We start from the raw sequence: 20,386 nt of genomic DNA, 5'->3' as shown, positions 1-20,386 counted from the left end.
CGACAGATGATATTTCTAAAAAATGTAATAAAAAAGACCAGGATAAATTCTTAAAATCATCCTGGTTTTTCTGTATTAAATATATTTTCATTATTTTTTTATAATAGAAACCGCATCTAATACATCCACTTGACTCCCCATAGTTTTAGTGAGTTTTTTCCATTCAGTTTCTGCTTGTACAGCCGTAACATCATCTGTGTTATATGGTCTATCTTCACCATACGATTTATTGAAATGAAGGATTTCCATTGATGTTTCATTTACAGGGATTTGATTGAAAGTAGTATTGTCAACAATTACAATCAGCTCCTCATAATCTGAATTACGATAGTGACCAAACCAAGTATCGCTAGCATACTGGACTTCTATTTTCTTTTCATTAATTGTTAATTCCTTAATTTTTTTATTTTTCTTACTAGCCAATAATACAGCTTTACCTTTTGGAGCTGAAGGTAATGACTTTATTGGATCTGAACTCCATACTTCATTATCATTATCTGATTCTCTCAACACACCTATCTCAACCATCTTCTCTGCAGTTTTTCGTTCCATAATTAATAGTTGTTTACCGTCAGTTTCTGCTTTTTTCACTTTATATAAAGTGTTGGTCTTAATTTCACTTTTATGTTGACTTACTATTTCTTTTAATGATTGTTCTTCCCCAATCAATAAAGCGGCATTCCTTGGTTCTTCTTTCTTTCCAAAAGAACAAGCCTCCTAACATAGAAATTGTTACAACTCCTGCCATACACACTTTCATTACTTTTTTCATTTCTTTTTCTCCTCTTTGCTTGTTTTATCAATACGTTACATGATTTTTTTATATAACCGTTGTAAATAACGCCAACGGACAGTGAAAAAGTACACACTTTGAATGGATATAAAGGCTAGTATAATTAAAATGGACATCTTTAAAACAGAGAAGTCAATTAGCTGTTGCAAGGCTATAAAAGCGACACCACTATGAATAATCGCTATAATTAAAGGCAAGAAGAACATTAACGTAAGCTGACGCGTTACGATTTTCTTTAGCTCTCTTCTACTTAGACCGACCTTCGCAATCATTTCATATTGTTGTTGTTCCCTTTCTAAATCTGCATATAGTCGGAAATATAAAAGACTGGCTGCGAACGTAAAGAATACGATCCCTACTAATACACTGACAATAAGTAAAATACCGTTCTCTTGTTTCGAAGAAATCCATTCGGAATACAATGCTTTAAAATAATGATGTGCTTGCACCGAATTATTATTACCCATTGTTGCTTCTAATTTTTTTGTAACCACTCTTGATTTCTCCCAATTTTCCACTACAAATCCATATTGACTTTTCATTACGTAAGAATCATCTTCCGTCTTTCTATTTGGGATTTTATCGTACAAAGAATCCGAAACAACAATAATAGCTCCAATTGTATTTGGGAGAACTATATATGGGACCGCCTTCTTGACCTGAAGAGACATCTCCAAGTTTTCCTGTACTACATCTATTTTCTCAGGTATATCCTTTCCTCTTGTATACTTTTCTTTTTGCGAAACTATTGATGGTACTATGATTGTTTGTTGATCATTGTCTAACTTTTCCATTTCATATCCGAAGATTTTTGCAAACTTGTTATACTCTGATACTTTGATTAGCACTAAATTATTTTCCGTGAATTTTGGATTCGTAACCGCTACCTGATAAGAGAAATTTGAGCGAGTAAGTTGTTTTTTCATTTCTGTAATGTGCTCTTCTTCTTGTGCATTTTCTCCTAACGAAGTATAGGTAAATGCAAATGGATTGATCATCTCCGTTAATCCCTTATTTCCCATTGCTAAACATGTACCAATTCCTGTGAAAGCCACAGCGGAAACAATCGCTAGCATAAAGAACATAGTTGCATTATCCTTCATACGATAAGCCAATTCAGATATAGTAAGTAGGTTCGTTTTATTAAAAAATACAGTGTCTTTTTTCTTTAAGACACGTATTACATACACGCTCAACTGTGAAAATAGAAAATATGTCCCTATCACTACAAAAACTACTCCTCCAAGTAAGTAAGGCATAATGAAGTTTCTTTCTAGTACGAAATAGAACACACATCCATACCCTAACCCAATTAATAATACGGAAAGGAATGCTAATGCTTTTGATGCCTTTGGCTCTGGTTTTGGCTTTTCCTCTGATTTCATCAAATCAATTAACTTGTTTGCTTTTACCATTTTAGAAGTAAACAACGAAATGACTAGAAACAGAATCAAAAATGCGCCACTTGTCGTAAAGACAGCTTTTATAGGAACGTAAAAAGGAAGACCCTTATCAATCGCTAATATATTTTCACTTGCCAATAAATTGAGCTTTGAAAATATCAAACCAATTAAGATACCAAATGTAATTGAAGCGACTCCAATTAACATATTTTCTAAAAAAATTAATTTATTTAACTGCGCCGGTGTCATACCATGCATGATTAAAATTCCAAATTCTTTTTTTCTTGTTTTTAAAAAAGAACTCACCGAATATAAAAGAAAGAAGAATGAAAATACAAAAATGAGATATTGAGAGATTTGCATCCCTATTGTTCCTAAAAGGCTCATTGTTTTACTTGTGGAGGCTAGTTCTCCTTGTAAATCAGGATGAAAAAGTAAGAGTGAATATGTGAAAAAACCATAACTGAAAATGAGCTACTTAGAAAGTGTGCAGCATAAGTCCGCTTACTTCGAATGATATTATTAAAAGCGAATCTTTGAAAAGTCATGCTTACGACCTCCTAGTAATGCAAGTACATCTATAATTTTTTGATAAAACATTTGTTGGTTTTCTCCGTTATAAATTTCGTTATATAATTTCTCCATCTTTAATAAATACAACGCGATCACAAAAACTTGCAGCCACTGGATCGTGCGTAACAAGCATCATTGTTGCATCTTGTTCTTTATTTAATCGTTTTAATAACTCCATTACATCATTAGCCGCTTTTGAATCTAAGTTTCCCGTCGGTTCATCTGCTAGTAATAATTTAGGTTTATGAATTAGAGCACGTGCAATTGCTGTTCTTTGTGCTTGTCCGCCTGATATTTCATATGTTCGTTTATTTAATATATCTTGAATGCCTAATTTTTCTGCAATACCTTCTACACGCTGATTCATATCCTCAACTTTAGTACCATCTAACGTCAGAGGAAGAACAATATTTTCTTTTACAGTTAATGTTGTAAGAAGATTGAATGCTTGAAACACAAAACCTAATTCACGTCTTCGAAATAATGCCAGTTCATTTTGAGATAATTGATATGGATTTTCTCCATTAATCAATATTTCTCCTGATGTGGGAGAATCAATAGTAGAAACCATGTTCAACAAAGTAGTTTTTCCACTTCCTGATGGTCCCATTATTCCTACAAACTCCCCTTTTTTCACACTCAAATTAATGTCGGCGAGCGCTTCATAAGATACCTTTCCTGTATAGATTTTACTCAGTTCACAGACCTTTAATATTTCCATATCGTTTTGCTCCTTTTTATCTTTTAATAACCTAAGTTTATCTAAGCGTCCCTTCTTCTCATATCGATTAACCTTTCATATATCTAACAGGTCTGTAATATTTCTGAAAAATCAAACTAAATACCGTTCTAACGATTTGCATAAGGGAAAATAATACAGATTGTTGTTCCTTTTCCTACTTCCGACTTTATTTCAATATCATGTTCCAATCTTTTTATAATATTTTTCACAAGATATAATCCCATCCCAGTAGATTCCTTAAATTTCCGACCGTTTATTCCCGTATAAAATGGGCGGAATACTCTCGGGAGGTCTTCTTTTGGAATTCCCACACCATGATCGTGTATTTCAAGGATTACTGAGCGCTCTTCTTCTAATGTAGTAATAGTAACGTTTTTTCTACTTCCTGCTGAATACTTAATGGCATTGGATATCACTTGATGAATAACAAACCGAAGCCACTTTCTATCGGTTTCTACCATAATAGTTTGTTTTACTTTTACTTCTGGATAAACATAGCTACGGATAAACAGACGTTTATTTTCACGGATTACTTCTTGAACGATTTCCTGTAACGAAACTCTTTCCACATAAAAATCTTGCTCAAACGTTTGTAATCGCGCCATATATAAGACCATTTCTAATCCATACTGCATTTGATCTACTTCTTCCACAATACTTTCAAAAACCTCCCCATTCTCTTCTTGTGTGATCAGTTCAATAACTGATAGGGGCGTTTTCATCTGATGCACCCATTGATTAATAAATGTAAGGTGCTCTTTTTGTTTATATTCCCAAGTCTTTAACTGTTGATGATATTGACTGTATTGTGTCTTTAACACACGCTGAAGTGCTACTGATAATGGAGTGGAATCGAGTTCTTCTAAGGAGTCCTCTAATGTTTCAGAAGGGTTGGATAATTTGTTATAAAATCTACGATGGCTAAAGTAGCGATAAAGTAAAAACGCAATTAAAAAGCATCCTCCTAAAAACACACTATATAACGCAGTAGATAAGTGGTTATATCCATCCAGCCAATAAACAGTTAGAACGACAAATAGCTGAATGATTGAGAAACAGATGAAAGGGATATGTTCACGTAAAAATAAATTCATTATTATACCTCATCATTCTTCCAAGTTATTTTCAAACGATATCCAGCACCACGAACTGTTTCTAATGCATTTTTTATTCCGATTTCCTCTAATTTTTTTCGGACACGTGTAACATTTACACTTAACGTATTATCATCTACATACGTATAGTCATCCCAAAGTTTTTCTAAAATTTTCTCTCGACTAACAATACTAGGAGATTGTCGTAAGAGAGTTTCTAGTAAAACAGTTTCTTTTTTTGACAGTATACACATGCTATCATTTAGCTTTAATTCCATTTTTTCTGGATAAAGTATTAAACCGGATTGCTGAACAACTCTTTCTTCCGCTTTCGGTGCGTATTCTCCGTAAATTCTTCGAAGATGACTTCGGATTTTTGCCATTACAACTTCATAATGAAACGGTTTAGTGATATAATCGTCTGCACCATGTTCAAGTGCCATAACTTGCTCCATCTCTCCACTACGTGCTGATATAAATATAATGGGACAAGTAGAGACCGTTCTAATTTGTCGGCACCAGTAGAAACCATCAAAACTCGGTAAATTTACATCTAATAAAACTAAATCAGGTTGAATTTTTTCAAAGTTAGCCAAAATATTTTCAAAATCCTCTGTAATATTCCCTTCATACCCGTACTTATTAATATGGGATTGAAGTAGTCTAGAAATTTTTTGGTCATCTTCTACAATCATGATTTTATACATATATTTAGCTCCTTTTATTTATGTATCTATTTATTATCTAGAAATATCTAATTAATACTTTTATCTTTTAGTATAAAGAAATTCCCCTCTTACTTATATTGAATAACCTTACTTCAAACTAACAGCTTTGTAATATTTCTGAAAATAAAGTTAAGTATAATAGCTCTTATTTTTTAAATTTCAATTATCTAATTTAACATTTTAAAATTTGTTGTTTTATAATTTTCAAATAAAAAATAATCGTATTTAATTGTGTAAAAAACACGTAATTAAATACGATTATTAAAATCATAAAATCTGCGTTTAGACATAAATTAACCGATTCCTAATATAATCTTGAATCGGTAAGGTTTGTATATTTACTAAAGGAGTAAATTTCACCTTCTAATTAAGTATTATTTCTGAAAAACATGTTTTATTTTTTCACCTGGAACGTTGCTCCCGCCTCTTCCTTTTACATCTTCAATCATCATGGTAACAATCATGTTTGGCGCGCTTGCATCGAAAGCTGCAAACCAACCAAGTTCTTTACCCTCTGCTTCTTTCGATTCTTTCAGTTCTGCTGTACCTGTCTTACCAGCGAGAGTTACACCATCAACTTTAGCAGTTCTCCCAGCACCATCAGGATCATTAATAACCTTTATTAACGCACTTTTTAATATCTCTTGATTCTTGGTAGAAATCACATTTTCTTTCCAATTTCCCGCTGCTTTTGTTTTTTTTATAAGATGCGGTGACGGAATGTTACCCTCATTGACAATCGGTGCATAAGTCAATGCTAAATGAAGAGGTGTCATTAATACTTGTCCTTGTCCGTACCCCGTGTCTGCTAGTTGAATATCATTTTTTATCCCATCTTTTGCAATGATTGAAATAGGGAATTCGTATTCAATTGGTAATTTTTCATGAAATCCGTATTTCTTAAATTCATTTACATACTGATCTTTTCCTATTTTCAAAGCTTGTTGAGCAAAATAAATATTATCAGAGTACTTCATTGCCTTATCAAAATCAACTGGACTAGCATCCTTCACACGTGTTACATAATAACTTCCCCAAGATGAATCTTTTGTCCACTTTAATCCTTGAATTTTAAATTCTTCCTTAGGATTTATTGTGTTTGTTTCCAAACCAATTGCACCTGTTATCGTTTTAAATACGGAACCTGGTACAAATGCTTGTGTGAAGCGATTCATCATTGGCAGTTTCGAGTCATTATTCCATGCTTCCCGTTGAGCTTTTGATGCTCCTCTAACTATCGTATTTGGATTATAAGCAGGGCTACTTACAAGTGCAATTGTTTCACCCGTTTTAGGATTGATCGCTGCACTAGATCCTGCTTCATTTTTCATCTCATTAAAGATTTTTTCTTGAATTGCAGCATCAATTGTTAACGTAACATTTTTCCCTTCTTTTGCTTCTTTTTTTGCTACGTTTTTAATCTCTTTCCCGTTCTCATCTTCCATAAATACGCGTCCACCCTTTTCACCACGCAATTTATTCTCTAATACTTTCTCTAAACCTGTCTTACCCACTAAATCATCTGCTTGATAACCTTTTTTTTGAAGCGATTTTAACTCCTCTGCATTCACCTTTCCTATATATCCTGTTAAGTGTGCCGCTGCTTCTCCTAATGGATACGTACGAATATTTACTGGGCGAGATGAAACTCCTTCTAATTCAATATAATCATTCTGTCTGGTTCCCTCTTTTAAAATACCAATTGGTACAAAGGAATCTGGTTTTATCCATTTTGCTGCGAGCTTCTGATCGACCTCTTCTATAGACATATCAAGTAATTGTGCTACTATTTCTTTCGTTTGCGCTGCCGTTTCACCTAGTTTCTCTGGAATAATTCCAACTTCAGACGCTTTACCATTCGTTGCAAGCCCTTTTCCATTTCGATCATATATTTCCCCGCGTTTTCCTTGCTCTATTTGCATACGTACTTTGTAATCTTTTTTCATACCTGGGAAAATGAAGTCTGGTGTCCAATCTATTTTCCAAGATTCCTTATCTTTATCTTTCACGAGTTTTGCTTCATGGATGAATGAAACTGTTCCTCCATCCGTATCCATATTAACTTCAAAAAGAAAAAATTCTTTATCTTTAGTATTCTCTCCTTTCGTTTTAATTTTTAAATTCTTAACTCCAATACCCTCATAAATTTTTTGATATTTCTCTGTGAACTCCTTTTTAGAAATCGTTTTTTTTGCATGTTCTGATAAATAATCATACATATTTGTAAATTTTTTATCATTCCATAAATTGATATATTCTTCAAATGCTTGTTTTGGCGGCTCATCTTTATTGCATCCTACCAACATAACTCCAAAACAAAAGAAAAGCAGCATCCATATTTTTTTCAATTCAATCTTCTCCCTTAATTAAAAATGATTATTCCTTTCTAAATATGTTAAATAAAAAATGTTTTAACGCTTAATAGACAGTGTAAGTAATGAAATAGTTCCACATTTACAAAAAAATTAAATTTATGGTTAAGCTGCATTCAAAAAGGGAAGATTTTAAGATTCTTACAAACGACGAATATATTTAGCGAACGTTATCATTATTAGTGTTGTTTTAACAATTCATTTAAAATACCTTTTAGTTCATTTTCGCCAATTTCATCTTTTTTCTTTATAGATTATTGATACAAAAAAAGAATCCTTATACTAAGGATTCTGCAACAGAAAATAACAAAAATATAAACAATAAAAAGAATTACTTAAAGTATAATTTATAGGCTCTATATCCTTCTTTTTCGCACCAAAAACCCCTGTACAGCATGCGACAGGAGTTTAGGTCATTCTACAGCTTATTTAAAAGAGTCATGTACAGGCAAACTACTAAAAATCAATTCAGCAACTTTTACATATCCTTTTGAGTTTGGATGAATTAAATCCGTAGACCAAAGCGTATTGTCATTAACTAAATGATGATTCCAAAAGTCAACATGATGAAGCTTATACTCTCTACTCAGTGAAAGTATAACTTCATTTGCCTCTAATAATTGTTCTTTTAATACTTGTTTTTTTTCAGAAGGAAATGGAAGCCTAACAGTAAAATCTGGAAGGTTTGCTATAATAATATCAGCACCTGCTTTACTTAATGTATCTATCATAAATTCCATATCGTTCTTATATGCTTGATGATTCCAACGTCCTTTTAAAACATCGTTTGCACCTGCAATTAGACTAACCAAATCTGGATTAAAAGTTAATGCCTGTTCCAATTGCTGTGAGCGAATTTCTTTAGTTACTAACCCACGTTTTGCAAAATTAGCATATTTTAAATCATCTACACACAGTTGAACAAAATGATCTACCCAGCTTTTTAATGCTATTCCCTCAACTTCATCCCCTATCCCCTCTGTAAAACTATCACCAATCGCTACAAATCGCTTCCACATATATAGTCCCCCTTTTTGTTATTCATATCTACACTATACAATAGCCCACAGCGTAATTGTTCTTCTTAAATGTTTTTCAATTTCAATTAAATTCCATAGGAGATTTTTCAAATGAGCAAGACAACTCGATTAAACTATTTCACATGAACAAAAACATGAAAATATACGTTATCTTCTCGCAGAAATAGGTTGAGACCAACTATCTTTCCCATTATCATTTAAGCGTACTTGAAAAACATATATAGGTTGAGAAAAGCCTTTTGTATCAGCGTAGTAATCTATATTATAATCTGTAATGACTAATGTATCACCTGCTTTGAAAGATATTATAGGATCAAAGTCTCCTTGTTTTAGTTTTTGAAATACTTCTTTTGGAGACAGAATTTCGACATCTCGAATATGTGATTTTTTTGTAACTGGCTCATTGTCATTAGGCATTTTTGTAATTTCCTCTTTGTAAACAGGCATTTTATTACCTTCGTCTTTTAACTCTATTGATGTTTTTATAGTGACATCAGTCATGTCTGTTTTTGTAATGGGATCTAAAGGCATATTCCCAAATTCCTTCATTTGATACGAAATCATTATTCCAAGTGCAACAAAACTTACTGTAATCGGAAGAAATAAATATTTGGTCATTTGTGTATCTGTTTCTTTTTTCTTCAACAATATAAGAACTATATTTAACATAGAATATCCTAGCATCATTCCTAAAGTATTATGAAGTAAATCAGCTAGTTCCATACTTCCACGTTGCATTATAAATTCAAGGATTTCAATCAATAAACTTGCTATAATTGAGCTGATTAACATCCATTTTGTTTTTTGAAAAACATTACTAAATAAAGGTAATAAAATTCCTAACGGAAAAAGCATACCTATATTCACAATGATATGGAAAAAAGAAGAAAATGAAAAGGTATTCCATGCTTTTTTATAAACACTAAGTACATCAAAGTCAATTGTTCTTGCAAAAGTTATATCATCTGGACGACCAAATGAAGTAGCTGATAATACAAGGGAATAATATCCTATTATCAATATAAACAATATAACTTGTTGTACGGTAAATCCCCCCCTCCTTTACATACCTTTTTGTATACTACAAAGTAGCTAAAAACAAAAATGAGTAGTAACAAGAATGTGAGTTGTATTGTAGGAATTGCAAAGGTAACAAGTAGTTCGGAAATAAAATTCATTTTACACCTCTGTTTTTACGAATAAAATATTCAATAGTTTTGTATAACATTTTAGATATAGATAGCGATGTGTTGTTACCCCTAATAATTATTAATACAGAATTAAACCTGTATACATTGAGCATTTCTTCCTCCTGAAACCAGCTTTATTTGACCAAGCAGCTACAAGGAAACTAGCGTTTTACTAATTGTACTTTCGGCTATGTCTGGAAAAACGTTACGAAGATTCTCTTTAGTAAGAGGATTTTTGGAGTTAAGTATAAAATTAAAAATTTGTTCAATTTTAGTATATTTATATAGAATCCGTAATTGACCGATTCCTAATATACTTAAGAATCGGTAATATTCGTATATTTACTAAAGAAATAAAATCCCTTCAAGCATTACACTTTTTTCCGAAAATTTGTTGTTCTTTGTTTTGCCCAGTTGATACATTTCTTTTCAATTAAATGATACGAAACTATAGAAAGAAGTATTGTCATTGAAATACATAAAACAAGAAGGAAAAAGATAGGTATCTTTGTATACAAAAGTTTAAATAGTACCATCATGATTGGAAAATGACACAAATAGATACTGTATGAAATTTCTCCTAAGTATACAAATACACTCTTATTTAAAAATGCTTTCACTTTTAGGTTACTCATGGCCATTATTATAAATATACTAACACCGATTACGACACCCCAATCTTTTAATAAGAAAGTAGTATCATTACGGGAAAAACCATAAATTAAAATGGAATATAAATATAGAATAACCCCTAATGCAATAAGAAATCCTTTATTAAATTTTTTCATATTCCTATATAAGTAGATAAGCTTTTCCTGATGCTTAAAAATTAACATTCCAACCATAAACATCGATGTGAAATGCAGTGTATCGGCATAACCATTATAAAATCCCTCTGCTTTCCCTATATGCAACATATTAAGGAAAACACTAATTAAAGAAAAGCTCAAAGCAAATAGTATCGTTTTCTTCCAACTCAGTTTATAAAAAAGAAGGAATAACAAAGGAAACACAATAGATATACGCATTTCTTGAGCCAATGACCAGATAACTGGATTATAATTTTCCGTAAAAAAGTTATTAAGAAGCACAAAGTGGTTTATAATATCTATTTTTGTTATAGACCCTTGCCACCTATCATAGAACCAATCCCGTAGTCCAGCCACTTCATACGGCGAGAACAAAATAAATAAAGCAAAGGTAATGATTATCCAAAAATAATAAGGGATATAGATTCGTACAAATCGCTTAATTAAATATCCCCAATAATTTGTTTTTGAATGATAAAGTGCCATAGATAACACAAAACCACTTAGTACATAAAAAACGATTACAGCTTCCCCACCCGCCCATAAAAACCTAAGCGGGGAAAATTTAATAGAATTAGGCAACGATGGTAGCATTAAACAAAAATGTCCAAATACCACTGTAAGTGCTGCTAACCCTCGCATGGAATCTAATTCTTTTATTCTCTTACTCATAAAATGTTCTCCTTGTAAATTGTAGATTTTGCTGTTAATAAAGGCCACTATACTATTGTAGTGGGGAAATTATACATACTGTTTCTTTAAATTCCTAATATAAGCAGTACAAAGTCAATCTATGTGTCTGTATAAGGGAACTTTCTTATTTAGGCATAAGTTATATAATAATAGAAAGAAAAAAGAAATTTCATTCTATAAAATCGTATTGTCGTTTAGAAAACATTTTAAAACTGTTTTCTAACCCCTCGTTATAGTCTGTCTGTTTATTTGTCCATTGAACACCCTTATTTCCAGGCCACCCTGAGGTATTAGCAACATGTTCTAATAGTTCTTGTCCTTTTAAATTTTGCTGTAAACCACGGTTATATGCATTTTTCATATTAGATATTGCAATTCGGGTATTCGTTTCTATATTTTTCAAATCTTCGTTCGTTAAATCTTTAGGTGCTAGTCCACCTCGATGGAGCTGAAACAGTCCAAATGATGTGCCCTGATCTCCGACTGCATTTTGATCAAACTTACTTTCATGGAATGCAATAGATAAAGGAATCCATGGTGGTATACCATGCTCTATTGATATTTGTTGAATCGTGTCTCTTACTTTAACTCGGTTAGTATGATGGTCATATGCGTATTTTGTAAGATATAGCCCTCCTGTTAAAACTAAAATAAATACTCCACTTTTTATTAATGTCCCTCGCATCGACGTCACCTCACTTGTCAGTATCAAAGATTGTCACTAGTAATCCTATCTTTTGGGGATATTAACTCGTAATCATGTATCATTTTGTTATTGTTTGTTTCATTAATTACCGATTTTCAGGTGAAATTATTAGGGGGTTCCCTCCATATAACATTCGCTTTTATCACTTTCGGTACAATTTACTTTTGTATGGGAGAGCGTTTTCTCTGTATGGTACCGTACTTTTTTCTCGAATACCTTGCTTTTTTATTCGATTGAAATTAAAGAATAACTATATACATAGGGATACACGCTATAAAGAGATACTTAAATTTCTTTAAAAAATTCATTTTCTGGCCTCCATTTCTTTATATAAATAATTTAAAACAAAATATTTAATAGAAAGAAAAGATTTTATTAAATTTTTATAAAAGTTAATAACAGAAATAAGTACCAGGTATCGATTTTAATTGTCACTTGATGGAATAATGAATGTGTTTTCATCATGTAACTTTATTAAACTAACCTTGCACCAGAACCCTTTGAATCGAACAATTCATAATAAACGCCATCCTTTCTGTATATTTCTACAAAAAGAATAGCGTTTTTTGATTATATGGATACAAATTTATCTTAGCTTGATTGCAATACCGAAAGTTCCGAAGAACCAGATTTGAGAATTAATGCAATCTTCCATTCCAAGCCATCCACATAAGAATCTATAATACTTTGAAACCTTTTATTTCAGGCTAATATTTAGTTTTATCCTACAAAGTTAGCCTTTTACTATATCAACCGCACTATTCCACATACCGCTAAAGAAAGATCCTATTTCGCGCATAAAACGTGTAAACCAATTTGCTTGTTCTACTTCAGATTTTGTTACAAGGTCTACTTGTAATGATTTACCTGATAAAAATCCAGGATCTGTACTATCTTTAGGTGATATAGTCATTTTACTAATTGTTACACCTTTTTTAATAGGCGCTTCTTGTTCTTTATTCGATACTTTAAATTCTTTTTTATAAACGTCTTTGTTGCCCTTTGGCATTGGAAGTGAAACAGCTTGCTTCGTTTGAACAACTATATCTTTGTCCTTTGCATTTGCTACTCGCACTGTTTCATGACCTTTTACTACTGAATCTTTTCCATAGACCTTCTTCACTTCAAAATTTGCAAATCCATAATCATATAATTTCTTTGTTTCATCAAAACGTGCTGTATGAGAGTTTGCTTTTATAACTACAGAGATTAGACGCATACCGTTTTTTTCTACTGTACCAGTAAAACAATCTCCGGCTTCTGGAGTAGTTCCTGTTTTTAACCCATCTACACCTTCGTATTGCTTAATTAAGCCTTTTAACATCCAGTTAAAGTTCGTCATATCAATCGGATACTTGCCACCTTTTTGGAATGTTTTTTTAGGGATTTTTGCTGTATCTAATATTTTCGGGAAATCTTGAATAAGACGTTGTGCTAAAATCGCACAATCTCTTGCGGACATTTTATTTTTCTCGTCTGGAGTTGTCCCTTCTGGGTGATATCCTTTTAAATCATGGTTTGTTAAACCTGTAGAGTTTACAAATTTATAATTTTTCATTCCAAACTCTTTTGATTTATCGTTCATCATTTTCACGAAATTGACTTCTTTTCCAGCAATCTCTTCAGCTAAAGCAATTGTTGCACCGTTTGCAGAGTAGATTACCATTGCCTCATATAACTCTTTGACCGTATAAGAGCCACCATTTTCTAATGGAACGTTTGATAATGAGCGATCTTGCGAAATCTTATATGCATATTCAGAAATTTTAACTTTTTGATCCCATTTAAGTTTTCCTTTATCCACCGCTTCATGAACTAAGTATTCACTCATCATTTTTGTCATACTAGCAATTGCTAATGATTCATCTGCATTTTTTTGATATAAAATTTTCCCGGAATTTGCTTCTACTAAAATTGCTGATCCTGCTTCTACGTCTATAGCAGGAACTGTTTCCGCTGATGCTCTTCCAAATGTAACGGCCATGCTACAAAATAGTGTAAGCACTGTTACTATTGTAATAAATCTCTTGCAAAACATACTTTTCACTTCTGTTACCTCCAATATCTTTGTACTCAAAAAACGTTATTTTAACATAATCCTCCAAAAAATAGACAGCGTTATCAAATTCTATATACATATAAGACATTAGAACCAATTTCATATAGACCATCTCATCCCACCCTTTTAGGCACACTGACACTTAGTGTTCCCACACATATCCCTCTTTTTAATACCTTTGTATTTTTCGAAATGATCTGTACTTTCATATCTTTTAGGATTACACTTAATAGACAATCCAAGTAATACATTTGTTCCACATTTATAAAAAATAAAACCAGTGTGCCCCGGTTGAATACCAAAACACACTGGTTGCTAAATTTACTATCGTCTCTTACATTATTCATATCAATGAACTTCCCCTTTATTCGATTAATCACTTTATAATAATAAATCAAATTAACTTATCAGTATCATGTCTACTATGAATGGCCTACTTGAATTATTAACTTAAGAAGTTTCTTAAGTTTAAAAAAAGCTTATGGAACCTTTCATTCCATAAGCCATTCTATTTAATTGGATGTTCAACAATAAAGGACATCCAGCCTACTTTATATTCTGCATGTATATTACCATTATGAAGTTCAACAATTCTTTTTGAGATAGCGAGTCCCAGCCCATTTCCTTGATCATCTTTTCTTGCCTTATCACCCCTGAAAAACCTTTCAAATAATTTATTAGGATCGCTAACAGGCGGCTTCTCGACTTTATTTGATACTTTCAAAATTGCTTTGTTACCTATTAGTTCAAGACATATTGATAATTCGGATGGTTTCATGCTGTACTTTATCGCATTCATAAACAGATTTTCATAAACACGTACCATTTTTTCTACATCCATGAAAATAGGTATTGTTCCTTCCGTTATTGATTTTTGAACACTTAAACCTGCCTTTTCAAATATAGGAATATATTCTCCAACTATTTGCTCCAACAAGCCTGATAAATCAACTTCGTTAATGTTTAACTTAGCATCGATGTCTGATAAACGGGTGTACTCAAATAGTTCATCAATTAGATATTTCAATCTCTGTGATTTTAAATAAGTGGTTTCGAGATACTCCTGTAATTGTGCTTTACTGTCGTATTGCCCTCTTTTTTAATAAATCTACATAGCCGATAATAGATGTCAACGGTGTGCGTAAGTCATGAGATACGTTGGTTATGAGTTCATTTTTTGTACGTTCCAATTGTCTTTCCTGTTCAAATGTATTCTCCAATTCCTTGGACATATAATTAATATTTTGAGCAAGATGAGTCAATTCATCCTTTCCCTCAATCCCAATTGTCAAACCCAGCTTTCCATTGGCAATATCATTAACACTATCAGAAATGAGCTTTAAATATATTATTTTCTTTCGAACCAATATCAAAAAAATGATTATAAAAGTAAAGATTGCTAACGCGAATATAAGAAATGTAAGCATATTATTTTCAAATGTACTAAGATCATCAAGATAGTGATTTAGATTTAATGGTATTATGACATATAGAAAAGTGAGGATTGTTAAACCAAACGAAACAAAAAAACTAACTGCAACAGCACCAAGAAGTTTTATAATTATCTTATTTCTAAAACTAACCTTCTTCATATTTTGTACCCAATTCCCCAAACAGTTTTAATATAAATTGGATGTTTAGAATCCTCTTCAATTTTGTCTCTTATTTTTGTAATATGCACCATGACAGTATTATCCGATTTATAAAAAGCATCTTTCCAAACTGCTTCATATATTTTTGCAACACTGAGAACAATTCCTTTGTTACGAGCAAGTAGTTTGAGTATATCGAACTCTTTTGGAGTTAGCCTTACTTCCGTTCCTCTTACCCACACTTGACGTGTATCTGTATTCACGGTTAAATCACCAATTTCTAAGATGCTTTTATTATTATCTGTATGCGTATTGTATTTTTTAAACCTTCTTAATTGGGATTTTACTCTAGCGATTAACTCCAACGGGTTAAACGGTTTTGATAAATAATCATCGGCACCAGACGCTAGCCCCTGAATTTTGTCTATATCCTCTGATTTTGCAGATAGCATGATAATAGGCATATTTCGTTCTTCCCTAATTTTCATACATGCTTCAATACCATCCATATTAGGCATCATAATATCCAAAATAATAAGATCGAACTTCTTTTCTTCTAACAATTTTAAAGCTTCAATAGCATCTTCTGCCTTTTGAGTTTTCAGACCTTCATTTTCCAAATAAACAGAGATAAGATTTCTAATCTCTTTATCATCATCAACAATAAGAATTTTTGACTCCATCATATTCCTCCACATTTTTCTCGTATTGAACAACTAAAGGCAAAAGCAGGTGGTACATTTCTATCCTCTCTTTAGTATATACTTGCAATTAAAAGCGCCAAAATAACATAATCGGTATAAAAGATAATGTCTTAAATATTGTTCGAATTTTTCTTTAGATCCATTTACAATTAATAAGTTTTCTTCTTCATTAAATTTAGCTTTTAATAAAAAATAATTATTTTGAGATTCCTTCTTTTAATTAAACTTTTTTGATTACACCTGTAGTTTATATAACTTATAAAATGAAAAAAGAATCCTCTTCAATACGCTCATTAAAGGAAATTCTTTTTCAAATCTTATTTTCTTTACTCGTTACTTATTTTAACCAGTTTTTCTCCTTGTTCTAAAAGTGTTTCATAGTCATTGTTCTCTTTAATTTCTTTAATTTTATTTTCAATTGTGGGCGTATTATTTATATTAAAGTACGTATTTAATACTTCATATGGTGTCTTTCCTTGTTTGGTTGCACTATCTTCAATAGCTTCTTTCCATGGAATATTTGCTTTGTCCATGCTTAATTCAAGGGCTGAACCAGTCTCATATCTCATATTCCGCTCTAAAAACTTTGGAGATTCTGCCTGTCCATTAGCAACGAAGTTGAACGCCTCCATAAAAGTAACATGATATGGCTTCTGTTTCTTTGCAAGTACCATAAGATTTCCACCAGTTAACTTACTATAACGATACTCTAAGTATCGTGCTGAACCTTCTATTGCTTCAGTTTTTGTTTCTCCAATTAATTGAGGCCATTTTTTATAGCGATAGTTACGTACAATTGTCCAATCATATAATGCTTGATTAATACTTTCTGGGCTTGTATCAATCATTGCTTTATCTAATAGCTTAAATTCTAATCCCATTAGCGCGTAATTTTCTTTATTAATCGGATATTCGTGAATAGACTCTCCATCATTTGCATCATATGTCCAATCTTTTTGTTTATAAGCATGAAAAGCTTCATGTAATAAGAAAGACGAAAAATCAAAATATAAATCTGGATTACTAAACATTTTAGGATAATATTTCAAATAAAACACATCCATATCGTTAATATTTATTATCCCAAAGTTCCAAGGAATCCAGGTAGAAATAGTTCTAAAATCAAAACGAGTTAAGCGATAGATTTTAGGTAGATGCAGAGAATTTGAGACTTTTATTTCCTTTGCAAAAATACTATTTTCTAATCCCGGTACATTAACTGCATAAGCTTCTTGTCTAAAGAATCCCCCGTCTTTATTACTACGTATCAGAACCAATGGCATTTTTTCGAAGCGATAATCTTCATTCCAAAGTTTATCACTCGATTCTTCGAAGCTCTTATAAATAGTAGATAATTCTTTTAACATGTTTTGATCCGTGTTATCTAAAGACTTAAACTCTGTATGATATGTTTTATTTAAAATTATGCTTCCCAACATAATTCCTATAAATATTACTAATAAGATTAAAATTACCTTTAAAAATTTTTTCAACATACACTCCTTTTCTAAAACGATAATCCTTATGATGAATAAGGTTTACAAGTTTTATGTTTATTAACACTCTTTTGGTGCAGACCCAATTTTAAATAATAGCTATAATAAATACAATGAATACAAGATATTATTTTGATAATTATTCCATCCTATCAAAATTTTGATTATAGTTAACAATTAATATTGGATGATTATTCAATTTTATTGTAATGGGATAGTGCAAGAGTTCCTACAAATGAGGTTAAAGTAGTACTCAATGTAGGAACGATGCTATCTTGCCTCTTCATTTCCCTTCATTATTAAGATATAGAAAGAATAGTATTTTCTCTTTTAATTGCTCATACATAACTTCTTGTAAGTTATACATGAAATGCGACCCCTACTTGTATTTACTTTTCTTCTAACACTTTCTGCCGCTCATTGCTGCATATTTGTATCTCAAATTCACTTTCTATTTTGCTTACATAGTATTTTTTCACTTCATCATACGGGGGCCAATTATGTTGATACTTAGTATACATAACATTATTACATTAATTTTCTTTCGGAAGTACAATTCCTTTATACAATTGAACTGTAATCAAGTAGTAAATCGAGTAAATCACTACAAAAATAACAATTGGTAACCAAATACGAAAGTACGGATCAATTAAAAGAGGGCCAAACATGTTCATACCAACTAATATGTGAGCAATACCCACAATTGCTGGGACTAAAAATACGAAGAATAACTCCTTATAAATCGATTGTATTAATAACTCCCGGCGAACACCGATTTTACGAAGCATTTGATAACGTGTATTATCTTTGGATGCACCAGATAGAATTTTAAACATTAAGCAACTCGCCATCATTGCTAAGAACGCAATTCCAACGAAGAAACCCATAAACATTAGTCCGCTGGCAAAACCATGATTCATATTATATGTTTGATACTTACTATCCAGTTCTTCCTCTTTCACATTTTTATATTTCGCTACCTGTAATTCATCAAGTTTTTTCCATTCTTTTATGTATGATCCAAAATCATCTGTCTTCCCAATAAACACCGTATTTTCTGTACCTTTCATACTATCGTATATGTTTTGATCGACAATTTTCACTTTATGATCAGGATACATATATATTGGCTGGATTGTTTGGAAAGCGTCGCTCCATTGTTTTGGTTTCCCATCATCTTTACCCCATTGTCTTGACAATGCAAATGCATCCATGGGAATTTTCTCTGAAACTTTCAACGTCTTCCCATTTTTTCTATCTTTTACTAAAGGACGATTTTTCTCTAAATCTTCTTTTATATAATAAACATACTTATCATCTACTTTGTAGCGATATTCAAGATTCTCTTGGAATAAGATACCACTCAAAATGTCCTTTTCTTCCGCTGTTGGATTATGAACTACCGAATCGTAAATTGTTCCTTTATCAGTCTGCTTTAGAACGTCGTTTTTAAATGCCAGACCACACGCAATTCCACCAGCGCCAAGAGCCACTAGAATTGCTACCGTTGCAAGCACATTTGTTAGGCCATTAATGCGGAAGTTTAATTGAGCAAAAGTAAAAGCATTAAGCCCTTTTTCACTACGTTTTTTATTACTCTTTAACTTTCTAATCATAACTGGGAGAAGTGATCCAAATAACATGTAAGTACTAACTGTTGCTGTGATTAATCCAAGAGCCATTAATTTAGGAACGGTTCCTAGATCTTTTTCATGTGGTATATAGATCAGTGATGCATAACCAATACCTAGCAAAATCAGACCAAGGAATGCAACTACAGCTGCCATTTTTCCTTTTACCGCGACATGCTCTGTTTGTGCATCTGCATGTACAAGTTGTAATACAGAAATACGTGATAATTTAATACTATTCATACTTGCTGATAGTACAAATAATGCAAAGAAGAAGATGCAAGTAACAACCATAGATGGAATGTACAAAGCTTTGTAACCTTCTCCAGTTAACTCCAATTGTTTCATTAATAGCCGACCGATACCCTCTGCAAGTCCTACACCAACTACAATTCCGATTACAAGAGATGCGGCACCTAATACGATTGTTTCGATAAACATAAGTAAGGTAACTTTATGCTTTTTTGCTCCTAACATCATGTACATGCCAAACTCTTTTTGGCGAAGAGATAATAAGAAAGAGTTTGCATATAAAATATAAAAAAATGTTACAATTGCTAATAAAAAGGAACCAATGTGGAATATATATACAATAGGACCCACATGTGCATTAGATTCAAGGAACCCTTTATTTAGTGCTAGCGTTTGAAACATATAGAAAATTGAAATAGATACAATAAGACCAACAAGTAAGACAATATAATCTTGTAACTTACTTTTTAACCCTGACATGGAAAGTTTAAATAACATGCCCAAACCCC

Annotated in this window: 10 protein-coding genes and 6 pseudogenes; all 16 read right to left on the bottom strand. The window is 32.0% G+C overall.

Going from position 1 to position 20,386, the window contains the following annotated elements:
• Positions 1 to 90: 90 nt before the first annotated feature.
• Positions 91 to 772: pseudogene (locus tag JFU54_RS17865) on the bottom strand (lipoprotein BA_5634 family protein).
• Between the two features lie 35 nt (positions 773 to 807).
• Positions 808 to 2,744, bottom strand: a pseudogene (locus tag JFU54_RS17860) (FtsX-like permease family protein).
• Positions 2,719 to 3,490: pseudogene (locus JFU54_RS17855) on the bottom strand (ABC transporter ATP-binding protein). Before JFU54_RS17855 ends, JFU54_RS17860 begins: the two co-directional pseudogenes overlap by 26 nt.
• A 128-nt stretch (positions 3,491 to 3,618) precedes the next feature.
• Positions 3,619 to 4,605, bottom strand: coding sequence for a sensor histidine kinase (locus JFU54_RS17850; RefSeq protein ID WP_002017026.1), 987 nt, complete (start codon positions 4,603 to 4,605; stop codon positions 3,619 to 3,621).
• 2 nt (positions 4,606 to 4,607) lie between these two features.
• The gene (locus JFU54_RS17845; RefSeq protein ID WP_201065732.1) at positions 4,608 to 5,312 is read right to left on the bottom strand and encodes a response regulator transcription factor; all 705 of its coding nucleotides are present in this window, start codon (positions 5,310 to 5,312) and stop codon (positions 4,608 to 4,610) included.
• A 395-nt stretch (positions 5,313 to 5,707) separates the two neighbouring features.
• Positions 5,708 to 7,681 (bottom strand): penicillin-binding transpeptidase domain-containing protein, encoded by a 1,974-nt coding sequence (locus JFU54_RS17840; protein WP_201065731.1) that lies wholly within the window; start codon positions 7,679 to 7,681, stop codon positions 5,708 to 5,710.
• A gap of 449 nt (positions 7,682 to 8,130) precedes the next feature.
• Positions 8,131 to 8,724 carry an SGNH/GDSL hydrolase family protein gene (locus JFU54_RS17835; protein WP_033729156.1) on the bottom strand — a complete coding sequence of 198 codons (594 nt, stop codon included), beginning with the start codon at positions 8,722 to 8,724 and terminating at the stop codon, positions 8,131 to 8,133.
• 168 nt (positions 8,725 to 8,892) lie between these two features.
• A pseudogene (locus JFU54_RS17830) lies at positions 8,893 to 9,923 on the bottom strand (VanZ family protein).
• A 162-nt stretch (positions 9,924 to 10,085) separates the two neighbouring features.
• Positions 10,086 to 10,217, bottom strand: a pseudogene (locus JFU54_RS29825) (Fic family protein); the annotation flags it as partial.
• An 89-nt stretch (positions 10,218 to 10,306) separates the two neighbouring features.
• Entirely contained in the window at positions 10,307 to 11,464 is a 1,158-nt protein-coding gene (locus JFU54_RS17825; RefSeq protein WP_197219220.1) for an acyltransferase family protein, read from the bottom strand.
• 142 nt (positions 11,465 to 11,606) lie between these two features.
• A complete protein-coding gene (locus JFU54_RS17820; protein WP_078185982.1) occupies positions 11,607 to 12,122 on the bottom strand; it encodes a transglycosylase SLT domain-containing protein in 516 nt (171 codons plus the stop codon).
• Between the two features lie 754 nt (positions 12,123 to 12,876).
• Entirely contained in the window at positions 12,877 to 14,190 is a 1,314-nt protein-coding gene (locus JFU54_RS17815; RefSeq protein ID WP_307838310.1) for a D-alanyl-D-alanine carboxypeptidase family protein, read from the bottom strand.
• A 520-nt stretch (positions 14,191 to 14,710) separates the two neighbouring features.
• Positions 14,711 to 15,794, bottom strand: a pseudogene (locus tag JFU54_RS17810) (sensor histidine kinase).
• Positions 15,791 to 16,477 (bottom strand): response regulator transcription factor, encoded by a 687-nt coding sequence (locus JFU54_RS17805; RefSeq protein ID WP_002085507.1) that lies wholly within the window; start codon positions 16,475 to 16,477, stop codon positions 15,791 to 15,793. The pseudogene JFU54_RS17810 and the gene JFU54_RS17805 overlap by 4 nt, the downstream one beginning before the upstream one ends.
• A gap of 347 nt (positions 16,478 to 16,824) precedes the next feature.
• Positions 16,825 to 17,991: a hypothetical protein gene (locus JFU54_RS17800; protein WP_201065730.1), complete on the bottom strand. Its 1,167-nt coding sequence runs from the start codon at positions 17,989 to 17,991 to the stop codon at positions 16,825 to 16,827.
• 536 nt (positions 17,992 to 18,527) lie between these two features.
• The gene (locus JFU54_RS17795) at positions 18,528 to 20,375 is read right to left on the bottom strand and encodes an ABC transporter permease (protein WP_016120213.1); all 1,848 of its coding nucleotides are present in this window, start codon (positions 20,373 to 20,375) and stop codon (positions 18,528 to 18,530) included.
• Positions 20,376 to 20,386 lie beyond the last annotated feature (11 nt).

Origin of the sequence: Bacillus sp. TH19, from assembly GCF_016651075.1 — a bacterium.
GTDB lineage: Bacteria > Bacillota > Bacilli > Bacillales > Bacillaceae_G > Bacillus_A > Bacillus_A mycoides.
Note: the sequence above shows the minus strand (reverse complement) of the source record. Positions and strands in the feature narration are given on the sequence as shown.